Annotated in this window: 14 protein-coding genes; 9 read left to right on the forward strand and 5 right to left on the reverse strand. The window is 57.1% G+C overall.

The genetic code is table 11. The features are described 5' to 3' along the window. Positions 1-444: 444 nt before the first annotated feature. Together ACVWZU_RS13365 and ACVWZU_RS13370 are read right to left on the reverse strand one after the other, a co-directional pair. Positions 445-1,311: a SpoIID/LytB domain-containing protein gene (locus ACVWZU_RS13365; protein WP_457445394.1), complete on the reverse strand. Its 867-nt coding sequence runs from the start codon at positions 1,309-1,311 to the stop codon at positions 445-447. A gap of 130 nt (positions 1,312-1,441) precedes the next feature. Next, positions 1,442-2,743, reverse strand: coding sequence for an MFS transporter (locus ACVWZU_RS13370; protein WP_457388316.1), 1,302 nt, complete (start codon positions 2,741-2,743; stop codon positions 1,442-1,444). A gap of 230 nt (positions 2,744-2,973) precedes the next feature. On the opposite strand from ACVWZU_RS13370, the gene yidD reads away from it, so the two are divergent. After that, the gene (gene yidD, locus ACVWZU_RS13375) at positions 2,974-3,243 is read left to right on the forward strand and encodes a membrane protein insertion efficiency factor YidD (protein ID WP_414344078.1); all 270 of its coding nucleotides are present in this window, start codon (positions 2,974-2,976) and stop codon (positions 3,241-3,243) included. Positions 3,244-3,260: 17 nt separating this feature from the next. On the opposite strand, the gene ACVWZU_RS13380 is transcribed toward yidD, so the two are convergent. Further along, positions 3,261-3,644 (reverse strand): RidA family protein, encoded by a 384-nt coding sequence (locus ACVWZU_RS13380; protein WP_011432209.1) that lies wholly within the window; start codon positions 3,642-3,644, stop codon positions 3,261-3,263. Between the two features lie 183 nt (positions 3,645-3,827). Between ACVWZU_RS13380 and ACVWZU_RS13385 the strand changes: the two genes are divergently transcribed. Together ACVWZU_RS13385 and ACVWZU_RS13390 are read left to right on the forward strand one after the other, a co-directional pair. Continuing rightward, positions 3,828-4,178, forward strand: a complete 351-nt coding sequence (locus ACVWZU_RS13385; RefSeq protein WP_011432208.1) for a phenylpyruvate tautomerase MIF-related protein — start codon at positions 3,828-3,830, stop codon at positions 4,176-4,178. Between the two features lie 80 nt (positions 4,179-4,258). After that, a complete protein-coding gene (locus ACVWZU_RS13390) occupies positions 4,259-5,005 on the forward strand; it encodes a TVP38/TMEM64 family protein (RefSeq protein WP_457445396.1) in 747 nt (248 codons plus the stop codon). 497 nt (positions 5,006-5,502) lie between these two features. Here ACVWZU_RS13390 and gshA read toward each other — a convergent pair whose 3' ends face one another. Then, on the reverse strand, positions 5,503-6,657 hold the full coding sequence (gshA, locus tag ACVWZU_RS13395; protein WP_414374961.1) for a glutamate--cysteine ligase: 1,155 nt from the start codon (positions 6,655-6,657) through the stop codon (positions 5,503-5,505). A 328-nt stretch (positions 6,658-6,985) separates the two neighbouring features. On the opposite strand from gshA, the gene ACVWZU_RS13400 reads away from it, so the two are divergent. The 5 genes from ACVWZU_RS13400 to ACVWZU_RS13420 all read left to right on the forward strand — a co-directional run bounded on the left by ACVWZU_RS13400 (position 6,986) and on the right by ACVWZU_RS13420 (position 11,379). Next, positions 6,986-8,287 (forward strand): hypothetical protein, encoded by a 1,302-nt coding sequence (locus ACVWZU_RS13400; RefSeq protein WP_457445398.1) that lies wholly within the window; start codon positions 6,986-6,988, stop codon positions 8,285-8,287. A 57-nt stretch (positions 8,288-8,344) separates the two neighbouring features. Next, positions 8,345-8,797, forward strand: coding sequence for a hypothetical protein (locus tag ACVWZU_RS13405; protein ID WP_457445400.1), 453 nt, complete (start codon positions 8,345-8,347; stop codon positions 8,795-8,797). Between the two features lie 137 nt (positions 8,798-8,934). Continuing rightward, positions 8,935-10,236, forward strand: coding sequence for a gamma-glutamyl phosphate reductase (locus ACVWZU_RS13410; protein ID WP_457402948.1), 1,302 nt, complete (start codon positions 8,935-8,937; stop codon positions 10,234-10,236). Between the two features lie 135 nt (positions 10,237-10,371). Then, entirely contained in the window at positions 10,372-11,013 is a 642-nt protein-coding gene (locus tag ACVWZU_RS13415) for a hypothetical protein (protein ID WP_011432202.1), read from the forward strand. A 3-nt stretch (positions 11,014-11,016) separates the two neighbouring features. Further along, a complete protein-coding gene (locus tag ACVWZU_RS13420; protein ID WP_011432201.1) occupies positions 11,017-11,379 on the forward strand; it encodes a DUF3493 domain-containing protein in 363 nt (120 codons plus the stop codon). A gap of 26 nt (positions 11,380-11,405) precedes the next feature. On the opposite strand, the gene ACVWZU_RS13425 is transcribed toward ACVWZU_RS13420, so the two are convergent. Beyond that, on the reverse strand, positions 11,406-11,798 hold the full coding sequence (locus ACVWZU_RS13425) for a hypothetical protein (protein ID WP_457445402.1): 393 nt from the start codon (positions 11,796-11,798) through the stop codon (positions 11,406-11,408). Between the two features lie 213 nt (positions 11,799-12,011). Here ACVWZU_RS13425 and psaC point away from each other — a divergent pair, with 213 nt between their 5' ends. Continuing rightward, a complete protein-coding gene (gene psaC, locus ACVWZU_RS13430) occupies positions 12,012-12,260 on the forward strand; it encodes a photosystem I iron-sulfur center protein PsaC (RefSeq protein ID WP_011432199.1) in 249 nt (82 codons plus the stop codon). Positions 12,261-12,543: the final 283 nt, after the last annotated feature.

The following is a 12,543-nucleotide window of genomic DNA, read 5'->3' on the forward strand; positions in this document are numbered from 1 at the left end:
TCTCGTTTTGACAAATTGGCCAGGAACTTCTTGAGTTTTCTCTATCTCGTCAGTGCTCTCTTTTGGCTCAAATGAAAGATCAACACAACCTAAAATTGAAGCTGAGGTGGGAACAAAACGAGGTCTTCTTCAAGTTAAAAGTCAGGCCCAAAAATGCTGTAAGGGAAGATGCGAATGGCGAAAAAGCAGAGCAGGGTTTCTGGTGTGGGATCCGTTCGTGACGGTGCGCTCCTGATGAAAGATCTGCAAACCCTGAGACACTACGGCATCCTTGGGGATCTGGTGTATCGTTGGGGCTACTATCTCGGCTCTAGCACCATGACCGAAGTGGAGTTCAACGCCGCCCTCAGCGAGGGGATCCCAAAGCCCAAGAGGTCTTTCAGGCCCAAAAGCCGCGGTTCGGTTGACGCAGACGAGACAGAGCAAATCAGGGCACTGAAGGTCTCACTCTGGCAAACGAGCAAAGCTGACCCCTCGGTAGTAGTAGGCCAAAATTTGGCGGTAAGTCCAGCCTCGGCGGGCCAATTCTTGGGCGCCCCACTGGCTCATGCCAATGCCATGCCCAAACTTGGGATAGGGGCTGACATCCGGTAAGCTCATCAAATAAGAGATCCCACTCACCCCGACGGTTTGGCCGCCGCTGCTGGCGCTGTACATGGCATTGACAAACTGACCCCCATACACCATGACCACACCACGGGTGGCTTGTGTTGCTTCCAGGGCGGCTGCCGACCGCTGGGAAAGCCCTCGGTACACCTGGGAGCGAGTATCGCTAAACACATCAAACCAACCGCGGGAATTGCGATGGTAAAGAACGTAGCTGCGGGCTGCCACCGCTTGCGCCTTCAGGGCTTCTGGGAAGAACCGGGATCCCATTTCTGCATCCACCACACTGGCCACATAGTCTTCTAGATCCACGTAGTTGATGGCCATCACCATGTTGTAGCCAGTCAAGAGCACCTTGCCGGAATACCAGCGGCCATTCACCGCCACCAGGCCACCCTCCTGAGGTTCGATGAACAACGCCGGGTCAACCACTCCATGCAGATGCACCCCTTGAGGGCCGGGCTGAGCCAAAAACCCCTGCATAGGGGGCAACTCCGCCAGCACCTCTCCCCGACCGTTGATCAGGTGGGCAGGGAGAGAAACTCCCACCACCAGAGGGGCAGTAGTATGGGCCAATTGCACTCGCACCGTCACCCCCCAGACAGACTCCACCCATCCCCAGAAGGCACTGACCACCAGGGATCCCATCAGGGCCAGCCAATGCCGCGCTTCCATAGCCCGTGCCCAGAGTTGCTTTTTGTACACCAACTCCAACTTAGGATAGGGCGAGTTTCCAGAAATGGGCCGGTTTGTCTGTAGAAACTGCAGAGGGCTTGAGTCTCAATTCAGGTGTGGATCAGGTGTGGAGCAGGGGGGATCTGATAGAGATATGAGACTATCTATGAACGGGATCCCGTCTCCGGGGGAGCGGGCTGACCCGGTGGCTCCAGGAGGTCGGGTTGCGGCTGTCCTCCAGACAACCCGAAAGGCTGTCCGGCCCCAGGCCCAAGGCAAAGCGCAGCGAGTCCCCCGGTCGCCCATTGGAGAAGAAGAGAAAAGAACCCAAGGAAGCCAAGGAAAGAAGAGCCGCATAGCCAAACATGGCTCGATAGCCGGATCCCGCTGCTAAGGTGCCCAAAAGGGGCCCCGCCAGGCCAATGCCCAAATCAAACCCGCACATCACCAAGCTAAACAGGCGACCCCGCTCCGCCGGCTCCGAGCGATCGGCCACGAGGGCAGAGATGAGAGGGATCAAAGTACCAAAACCGCAACCCACCACGATCCCAGCAGCCAGAAAAGCGCCGGTGCTGTTGGCAACAATCAGGATCCCCATTGCCAAGGCATAGGTGGCCAAGCTGAGGGAGATAAATGGCCCCCGCCCATAGCGATCGGAAGCGCGACCGGTGAGCAGGCGCACTCCAAAGCTGGCAAAGGCCACTGCCGTATAAAAAAGACCTGGATTCAGGGGAGCTCCGGCTTCTTGGATTAACAAGGCCACAAAGGTGGTCTGGGTGCCGAAGGCCAACCCCACCAAAAACATCACCCAAGCGAGGGAGCGCACCTTCGGGCTGCCCAGAAAGCTCCAGAAGGCCCCATCCATCGGCAGGGATCCCCAATGCTCACGCCGCTGTTCTCGAACCAGTTGGGTACAAAGAAAGCCCACCAACCCCAGCAGAGCAGAGAAGAGAAACGAAGGGCCATAGCCGGCAAACTCCTGCAAAAAGCCGCCCAAAGCAGGGCCAATGGCTGCGCCGATCGGATTGACCAAACTCATGTAGCCCAGGATCTCACCCCGTTTTTCTTCTGGGGCAAAATCCACCACCAAAGTCACATAGGCCGTGGCAAAAGCGGCGATGCTAACCCCATGAAAGGCTCGCACCAGCGCTACCCATGGGATCCAATCGGAGAGCCAGTATCCTATGGGGGCCATCCCCACCACCCCCATGCCGATAAGCAGCACGATCTGCCGGCTGTGGCCATCCGCCAGGCGACCCAACGCAGGGCGAAAGGCCAGCAACCCAATCGAAAAGGCCCCCATTACCCAGCCCACTTGCTGGCTGGTGCCACCGGCATCTCTGACGTAGAGAGGCAACGTGGGCAGCAGCGAGGATAAACTGGCCCAAAAGAGCAGCCCAGCCACAAACAAAATGCCCAAGTTGCGCCGCTGTGCCGGCTGCAGCTGCCCGAATACCCTCACGCCAACTCCTTATGCAAAATGGAACTCAAAGCGTTCTCCCAGAACCGCGCCTAGGATAAGCCCACCTTCGCCGGATCCCTCAGCCCGAAATATTTAGGTGCTAACCTTTCTGATTGTAACCGTATGGTCTAGGGCTGGGAACCGGCCCTGCTCGCCTTTGCAGGCGCCTCCAGTCTGGGATAACAGCTAACCTCAAGTTACCTAGAGATGCGCTTTTTGGACTCCGACCCATGCCTGAACGATCGGATCCCCTCACTCGCAGCTTGATTGCCCTGATCCGGGGTTACCAGGTGGGTATTTCTCCTTGGCTGCCGCCTGCTTGTCGCTACTACCCCACCTGCTCCCAGTACACCTTGGAAGCGGTGCGGCGCTACGGTGCCCTACGTGGGGGTTGGCTGGGGCTCCGTCGCCTCTGTCGCTGCCATCCCTGGCACCCAGGGGGCTACGATCCGGTTCCCGATTTGCCGGGATCCGCGCCGACCCAGAAACCATTCCGCTAGCCGGACTCAGGAGACATTTAGGTCGATTGTGGGTAGCAGGCCACAACCTCGATTTCTACTCGGGCATTGAGGGGCAGGCGAGCCACCTGCACGCAAGAGCGGGCCGGAGCCGGATCGGTGGCAAAAAACTCTCGATAAACCTCGTTCATGGCCGCAAAATCCTCCATATCGGCCAGGAAAACCGTTGTCTTCACCACATTGGCGAGAGTGGTGCCCCCCGCTTCCAGCACTGCCTGCACGTTCAGCAACGCCTGCCGAGTTTGAGAAACAATGTCCTCCCCCACCAGTTTGCCGGTTTTGGGATCCAGGCCCACCTGTCCGGCGGTGAACAGAAATGGCCCCAGAGCAGTAACGCCCTGGCTGTAAGGGCCGACAGGAGCGGGGGCAGCCTCAGTTTGCACAGCACAAGGGCCTGGCCCGATTTGGCCCTGCTGGTGGCCGATCTCTGGCTTGGCCGGCTTCGTCTGCTCCATAGAGGTTTGCCCAACTCTGTCGCTACGCTACCACAGGTGGATTGCCGAAGAGCGGGGCTGAGAATGCCAAGATGAATTTCAAGATGAATTTGTTGATAGGGAGAGGGATCCATGCCTTTGATCAAGCTGCAAACGTCTGTGCAACCAGAAATCGCCGCAGTAGAGGAACTGCTTAAGGTGCTGTCTGCTGCTCTATCGGAACAGTTGGGCAAGTCGGAAGCCTACGTGATGACCGCCTTTGAGGGTGGGATCCCGATGACCTTTGCCGGCAGTGGGGATCCCTGTTGTTACCTAGAAATCAAGAGTATCGGGCAATTTTCCGCCCAACAAACCCGAGCCATGAGCGAGTTTTTTTGCGGCACCATCGAGGCCCGATTGGGGATCCCCAAGAAGAGGATTTACATTGAGTTCAGCGATGCCAAAGGCTATCTTTGGGGATGGAACGGCACGACTTTCGGGTAAAGATACTTCCCCCACTCCAAGAGCTGTCTACTCTGGCTTGCCCTAGCTCGCCTCACAAGAACTTTGTAGGAGTTTAGCCAATGGAAGAGCTACCTCAACTCAACACAAATCCCCAAAAGCAGCGGGTTTTGCTTAAGCTTGCTACCGGCTTGGGCTTGGCCATTTTTATCTTTTGGGCAGCCCATCGATTGGGATTTTTTGGAGTTATTCAAGACTGGCTCGCCGAAGCTCTGGCTTGGATTGAAAGCTTGGGGTTGCTGGGGCCAATCCTCTTCATTGCCATTTACATTGTAGCGACGGTGCTGCTTCTACCAGCCTCGGTGCTGACCTTGGGGGCAGGGGCCGTGTTCGGGTTGCTGGCCGGAACTGTGTACGTGCTGATCGGGGCAACCATTGGAGCCAACTTGGCTTTTTTAATCGGGCGCTACTTGGCGCGGGAACAGGTGGCGAAATGGATTGAGGGAAATGCCAAGTTTGCGGCCATCGACCGAGCAGTGGGACGTGAGGGATGGAAAATAGTCGGCCTGATTCGGCTGTCGCCTGCGTTTCCCTTCAATGTGCTCAACTACGCCCTGGGGCTGACCCAAATTTCTTTTCTGGATAACTTGCTGGGCACTGCCGGGATCGTGCCGGGCACTTTTATGTATGTGTACATCGGCTCATTGGCGGGATCCCTGGCCAACATGGAAGGCAGGGAGTTGGATCCTCAGGCTCAAACCGCCCAATGGGTCGTTCGCCTCGTGGGGCTCATCGCCACCATAGCCGCTACCGTCTACGTCACTCGCATTGCCCGCAAAGCCCTACAAGAAGCGGTGGAGCCTGCCTAGGGAATTGCATTTTAAACAAGAATGAAATCTGTTGCATTGCTTCCCAACTCCTCTCTCTCTGGGAGAAGGACTGGAGGTGGTCGCGGAAGCGGCGCGGAGCGTTTGGGCAGCAGTAGGAGTGTCTCAATCCAGTTTGAAATGACTATAAGTTGGCTCGGCGAGCTAGTGTGTAGAAAGCACCGGGTTGAGAACGCTCACCGTTGGGCAGAGGCTTAGCCGACAGCTTGACAGAGGGTTTCCTGCCTGATACATTTACGCTGAACACTGCTGAACATCACTGTTCAACTATGCAGCGATAGCATTCTGTTTGTTTCCATTCGCGTTAGCGGGACGGAGTCCAAACAGAATGGCGGTATCCCGCAAAGCTTTGAGTAGAATACCCAAAGCGCAGTTTCCGTGTCGTCTTACTACCAATTTTCTGCTTTGCTTTGGCTACCATGTTGGCAGACTCGAAAGTAAACAGAAAGATCAACTGGTAGTAATCCGTACTGAACATATTATACATTATTTTCAGTATAGTTGAGCTTATTATTGACTAGAGTCATGCTCTCTCGGTCTTGTTCGGCCAGCTCCTGGATGGCCTGTTGGTACACCTGGGCAGGTGTGGATCCCTGGTTGACTTGCTTCAGCCAGCGTTGGGCCTCATTGCCCTGGTGGAGCAGAGTTTGCAAGGGAGCTAGAAAACAGCCCAAGCCTTGAGGTTGGCCAATACGCCAAGCTTCGGTCAGCAGCTCTTCGATCCACTCTTGGGCCGCCCGTTCCCGGCCTGTCCGCCAATCGACCAAATGAGATTGCAGCGATTCTCGAGCAGCAGCCTGCTCGTTGGCTTCGCAAAGGCTCTCCAGCTCTGTTGGGGTAAAGGGCCCCCGCAAGGGATCCAGCGCTTCCGGCTGGGCCAGCAACTGCCAGAGACGGGCTTCCACCAAGGCGGTAATCGCCAGAACCATTACCGGATCCCCCACCAGATCGCAAATGCGCAGCTCCACGCGGTTGAGGTGGTAGGGCCGCTCCGGGCCGTTGGGTCGCACCGAGGCCCACAGGTGGCGCACATTCTGCATTGTGCCCAAGGCTAGCTGCTCCTGGATCCAGGCAATGTAGTGGGCGTGATCCCGGAAGAAGGGCACCTGGGCCGGCGTTTTGGGGAACACCTGCCAACGGCTGGAGTGGGATCCCGTCACCCGTCCGTCCAGAAAAGGGGAGGAAGCGCTCAGAGCTAGGTAGAGAGATGCTTCCGCTCGCAGCAGGCGACAGGCCCGGAAGATGGCCTCGGTACCTGGCAGGCCAACATTGATGTGAATGCTAGCAGTTACCACCCGCGTGCCATAGGTGCGCTCGATGTAGTCGTGGTAGGGGTTGCCGGGATCCGACCGCTCGAAGTGGTCGCTGCCGCCCAAAGCCAGCGTACTCCCCGGCAGAAGGGTGTAAGGGCCAAGACGGCGCAAAAATTGCCGCAACTGTAGGCGAGGCCGCAACAAGGCACAGAGCAGGTCTTCGTAGCGGCGAAGAGGGGGGGTGATGTACTCCACGTTGCGCCGATCCGGCTCCCGCACAAACCCCGGCAAAGCCTGGCAAATGCGATCCGACAAGCCCACCACTTCCCCGGCGGCGGTGCCGGTGTACATTTCCACCTCAAAGCCCTTGGTTAACAGCACAGGCCAGCCTCCAGCCGCAGCCTCACCAGTCTAACCTTTCTCTTCTCCCCTCATTGTCCTGGGGTTTGGCAGGGAATTGGCCGATGGTAGGGAAGTTTCTCGACCTGTTCTAGAGCCGTTTTATAACATTTACACTCTCACTCTTAGAGGGTGTCAATTGAACCAAGCGGTATCTCAAAAGTCCTAGACTTTGGCAAGGAATCCACAGGGCCTTAGGGTGGAGATCAAAAAGGAACCACGACCTCTGGCAGGTGAACCTTGCCGATGATTACCAAGATGATTACCAAGAAGAAATCGAAGTGACATCTCCGTCTTTAAAGATTCAGCGATGAGCTTTCCTCTCAGTCATCTGTTGCAGCGAGGTCGGCAGTACCTTGCCCCTTTCTTAGGGCAAATCTTGTTGCCCAGCTTGGCCTTGACGGTGCTGCAGATCTTCATGATCCCGTTCTGGAGTGAGGAGAGCGACTATGCTTCTGCCTTCACAGCCCTGAGTCAGCGGGATAGCTATTGGTATCTCAGCATTGTGCGGCGAGGGTACCAGTTTGTGGGCTTTGACAAGATTGCCTACGAGCAGAGCAACGTAGCTTTTTTCCCCGGCTATCCCCTGGCAGTGGCCGCAATCAGTCACCTTGTGGGAGTTGACCCTGAACTGGGGCTTTACCTAACTGCTCAGCTCTTTTGCTGGCTGATGTGGGTTTACCTTTTCCTGCTTTACCGCAGGTGGCAAATTCCCCCCCTCTGGCAAATTTTGGCCAGTTTGCTCATCTTCTTTTATCCCACCAGCTTTTACCTGGTCGTGGGCTACAGCGAATCTTTGTTTATGGCCAGCCTACTGGGTTTTCTCTACTGGTCAATTCACGGGGGCCGTCCCCTGCTGATGCTCCTGGCTGGGATCCACGGCTTGGTGATGAGTGCTACTCGGATTGTCGGCTTGCCGGTGGCGCTGCTCCCTTTTTTGAATCTCCTGAAAGCGGGGGAGAGAACCCAAGCCCGCCGTTGGTTTTGGACGAGTATGGCAGCGAGCTTGGCTCTGTTGGGTGGCCTGGGCTTTTTTCTCTACTGTCAGCTCCGCTTCGGACGCTGGGATCTCTACCTGGAAATGCAGCGTTACTTTACCGGCGTGAAAGCCAATTATCAAGCTATTTTCCAAGCTCGCACATATGTCCTTTCCGCCGAACGCTGGCAAAGCTTACTCTCTCTTTCTGCACCGATGAAAGACCCTGGGCTGTGGGCTGACGCTCTTAGCCAACTGTTTGTGTCTGCCACCCTGGGATCCCTGCTTGTTACAGGCTTGATGGATGCGGCAGGAGTTATGGTGGGTAAAAGCCAATGTTGGCGGGAGCGGCTGGGATTTCATCTGGCTGCTTGGGCCATGTTTTACATTGCCCTGACGGGTACGAGCCCCTTGGGCCAGCGAAGCATGAGCCGCTATTGTCTGCCGGTTCACATCCTGCAGGTGTTGGCGTTGGTGCATTGGGCCAAACACACCGATTTCAGCTTCATCCCCCAGCGGATGCGGCCCTATATTGGTGTCGCCTTGAAGCTGGGATATGGGCTGCTGGCTTTCATTTTTTTTGCCCTAAACCAAATCCTCACTTGGCGCTACGTCCACCATCTCTGGGTGGCTTGACTCCGCTTTCCTGAAGATAGGATGTGAGGGATCCCAACTTCTCACCGGCTGAGAGCTGTGGCGTTCTCTTCTCCCCGCAAGTCTCCCCGTCAAAAATCAGCCCCGCGTGTCGCTCAGACCCTTGAGCCCGCCAAAATTTACCCCTGCCCGTGCTGCCACCAAGGTCAGTTGCGCCTGATCACCCTAACCGAAGCCTTCGGGTGTAGCCGTTGCCAGCATATTTTTGCCATTACCCCCGACCGCCTGTACATCGAGCAACTGGCCGTTTCTTATCCCTATCGCAAAATGTGGTTCTGGAACGGCTACCAATGGGTGTTGCGGCGGGAAAACACCCTACAGGGATCCGCGCTCTTGGGCCTCACCCTCAGCTTGGGCATTGTCTTGGCGGTTGGGTTCATCGGCGCAGTGCTCTTCCCAAACCAAACCCAGTTGCTCAGTTGGTTCATGATTCTCGGCTTGTTGCTAACGCTGCTGATGGTAACGGCGATCCTGCTGCTGCGGCGGCCCTGAGGTGAGTGAGATTTTCTCCAGCGACTGGTCTCCAGAATTGGCAGCCCCAGCACTTGTGGATCCAACCATTTCTTGTTAGCAGTGGTCTGGAGAACGCAGCGGGTCTGTCTCTAATGGGCTAGGCGGGAGAAGTTCAAGTGACAGATTTTGGTTCAGACTTTGACTTAGGTACCACTCTGCGACAGGTACGCCGCTTACTACCGCAGATGCAGCGGTTGAGCAGCCAAACCAAGCGCCAGGCCCTGCTGGCTCTCTCGCGGTGTTTGTTGGAGCGCTCCGATCTGCTCCTGGAAGCCAATACCCTCGACCTGGAAAGTTGCCGCGAGCAAACCGTACCGGAGTGGATCCTCAACGGCCTGAAGCTCACCCCCGAGCGTCTACAGCGATCCGCCCAGTTGCTGACTCTCCTGGCCCAGCAGCCGGATCCCATTGGCAAGCTGGAGAAAGGGCACCGCCAGGAGAATGGCCTGTTTATTGGCCGCTACCGCGTCCCGTTGGGGTTGATTGCTCTGGTCTACGAAATCTACCCCGAGTTTGCCTTAAATGGCATTGGCATGTGCCTAAAAACAGGAAATGGCGTGATTTTGGCCAGCAGCGGTCCCATCCAGAAAACTCACCAGGCTATGGTCAACCTGTTGGCAGAGACGGCTTATGAGCACGGGATCCCGGAAGGGGCCATTCAAACCTTGCCCGCCCAAGACCGAACCGCAGATCCCCAAGCAGATTCCCCACTGTTGCCGTTGTTACAGCAAACCCGCTACCTAGACCTGGTGATTCCCTGCGGTCGCCCCGGCTGGGTGGAGTTCCTGTTGCAGGCCAGCAAAGTGCCGACTCTGGCTACCCATTTGGGCTACGGCCACATCTATCTGGATCGCACCGCCCCTTGGCCCTTGGTCAAATCGGCTTTGTTGGATCCCCTCGCCCAGTATGGCTCAGAAGGGATCCCCATCTATCAGCCTCTCACCCTCTGGCTGCTGATCCACACCGATTGGGCCACCAACCATCTGACCGCCTTGATTGAGGACTTGCTGGGTCACGGGATCGCTGTACAGGCAGCCGCCCCCATTCTGGAACAGTTCCCGCAGCTCCAGCCGCTTGGGCAAGGCTTTGACTCGACAGAACGGCCTCATCTGCGCCTGCAGCCCATTGCCGACCTGACGGAGGCGATCGCCTGGATCAACAAAAATGGTTGCCGTCAATCGGAGACGATCCTCACCGATAGCCAATCGGCGGCCCAGCGCTTTCTCCAGGAAGTAGATGCCGCCCTGATCCACATCAACACTTCCCCCCTCTCGGCAGGCCGGGGAGCTGGGATCCCCACGTTGGGAGCGTTTCGCGACCTGTCTTTGGGCATTTCTACCCAGCGGCTGCACGTGCGCGGGCCCATCGACGTGGAAGCCCTGACAACGGTGAAGGTGGTGGCTCAGGGCGATCTGTAGATCCGGGCAGCAACCCAACTGATGCGCCAAGGTTGGCCGGTCTGCCCAAGATCCAAGAGCTGGGATGAGGCTGGAGAATGAGAATGTAGATCGCCATCAGCTCAACATCCAACTGAGCCCAAAGGGAGGACTTTTTTGGGGATCGACCTTCGCAGTTACGTGTTTTTGGATCGGCTGCAACCCCAGTATGCTGCTTATCTGGGCACAGTAGCCTACGGCTTTTTGCCCCTGCCTGGGGACACTTCTTTGTGGGTCGAGATTTCCCCCGGCATCGAGATCAACCGCGTTATGGATATTGCCCTGAAGGCCACCTCGGTGAGGCCGGGGCTGCAGGTGGTGGAGCGGCTCTACGGCCTTTTGGAGGTACACTCCAGCAACCAAGGGGATACCCGCACCGCCGGACGGGCGATTCTGGCTGCCTTAGGGGTGAGTGAACAGGAGCGCCTCAAGCCCCGCATCATCTCCAGCCAGATCATCCGCAACATCGATCCCCACCAAACCCAGTTGATTAACCGTTCCCGCCGTGGCCAAATGCTCCTGGCTGGCCAAACCCTCTACATCCTGGAGGTGCAACCGGCAGGCTATGCCCCCCTGGCTGCCAACGAGGCAGAAAAATCTGCCCAGATCAACATCCTAGAAGTGATGCCTTTCGGTAGCTTTGGCCGCGTGTACTTGGGAGGGGAAGAGCGAGATATTCTGGCCGCCTGCCGCGCTGCCGAAGCCGTTTTGGCGGGGGTTTCCGGTCGGGAGCCCCTCTTGTTGCCTGAGGAGGTGTAGCCAATGGCAGACTCCGATCCCAAGCCAAGATCGCCCCTGTCGCAACGCCGGGATCCCTCTTCAGCAGAGCAGGTGAGGCTGTTGACGGAGCTGGCCGCTCCCTACCGCAGCTTGCGGCGCTTCATCTACTTGGCGGTGGGGTTCTCGGCTACCATCGGGGCGTTTGTGTTTTTCTTTCGAGCCCTGGCGGGACGGGACTTGAACACCACCTTGCCCAGCTTGGCCTTACAGTTGGGGATCCTGGCCGGCGCCATCGGCCTGAACAGGCTGGAAAACCGCTCTCACCAGAAGGTGATCAGACAGGTCAAACAACGCTTGGGCATGCAGCAAGACTCCCAGGAGCCCCAACGGTCGGCGGACAGTTAGCCCGCCCATTCCCCGCAGCCCCTTTCTCAATCCAGATCAAAGTCATCATCATCCGCGTCAGCACTGCGCAGATAGCGGCGCTGAGTTTGGCGAGCGGGATCCCCTTGTGACCACTTTTGGACAATTTGGACACCCAGAAAGGTCAGAAAGGCCCCCAAAGCCACAAACGTGAGAAGTGGGATCGCCAGGATCACCACTGCGCCCAGGACATAGATAGCCACCTTGGGCAGAGACGGATCCACCCCCCAGCGGTGGCTGCGCACCCAATCGGTGAGCTGCTGATCCCATTGGCGCAGGCGAGGCCTGTTCTCCTCGAAGATCTCCAGCAAAATCGGCCCCAGACGACGCAGATTGCCCTGAGTTTGCCTTCGCCAATCTTGCACCGAACGCCCCATGTTCAGGATCCCTTGTCCTGTCATCTTCAGGCCGATCCTAGCCCAACCCTAGCAACCTTCCCATCAGCTCAGAGGACGACCCCACCGGATGTAAATTTGTTTGAACATTTGGATCGGAGATTTTGGAGGCTTCCCAGGACTACTGTACACTGAGGGCACTTGCGCAGCGATGCTGCTGCCCTGCGGATTCGGTAAACCTCTTTTTAACGTTTCAACCTGCTCGACTGGAGAACGCTAATGGCTCACTCGGTCAAGATCTACGACACCTGCATCGGCTGCACTCAGTGTGTGCGGGCTTGTCCCACCGACGTGTTGGAGATGGTGCCCTGGAAGGGGAACAACAAGGCTGGCATGATCGCTGCCGCTCCCCGCACCGAAGACTGCGTTGGCTGCAAACGCTGTGAAACCGCTTGTCCCACCGATTTTCTGAGCATCCGAGTCTACCTTGGCCCCGAAACCACCCGCAGCATGGGCTTAGCCTACTGATGGGGGCACCTGGCCGCAACCCCACTCTCAACTGCCCACAGAGCACAAGTATTCCAGAGTACCAGAAAAGCAGTTTACTTCCCAACCCAGTTCCAGCCTTTCCCTCTTCCGGGGAGAGGCTGTGGCGTATGGCAGGTCTTAAGCTGTTTGGTAAACTACCCGACACCCGCGCTATGCGCAGGGTGCGAGCTTTATCCCAATCCCTAGCGGCCCCAGAGGACAGCTAAGTTTCGGAATTTCAGGCGAGTTTACAGTCGCCCCAAGGAGAGAGATTACTTGAGCA

The sequence above is a fragment of the Thermostichus sp. MS-CIW-26 genome, from assembly GCF_054059115.1.

Bases quoted from the DNA above. Each gene is read 5' to 3' on its own strand.
- yidD (WP_414344078.1), top strand. From the start codon at position 2,974: ATGCCTGAACGATCGGATCCCCTCACTCGCAGCTTGATTGCCCTGATC.
- ACVWZU_RS13385 (WP_011432208.1), top strand. From the start codon at position 3,828: ATGCCTTTGATCAAGCTGCAAACGTCTGTGCAACCAGAAATCGCCGCA.
- ACVWZU_RS13390 (WP_457445396.1), top strand. From the start codon at position 4,259: ATGGAAGAGCTACCTCAACTCAACACAAATCCCCAAAAGCAGCGGGTT.
- ACVWZU_RS13400 (WP_457445398.1), top strand. From the start codon at position 6,986: ATGAGCTTTCCTCTCAGTCATCTGTTGCAGCGAGGTCGGCAGTACCTT.
- ACVWZU_RS13420 (WP_011432201.1), top strand. From the start codon at position 11,017: ATGGCAGACTCCGATCCCAAGCCAAGATCGCCCCTGTCGCAACGCCGG.
- ACVWZU_RS13425 (WP_457445402.1), bottom strand. From the start codon at position 11,798: ATGACAGGACAAGGGATCCTGAACATGGGGCGTTCGGTGCAAGATTGG.
- psaC (WP_011432199.1), top strand. From the start codon at position 12,012: ATGGCTCACTCGGTCAAGATCTACGACACCTGCATCGGCTGCACTCAG.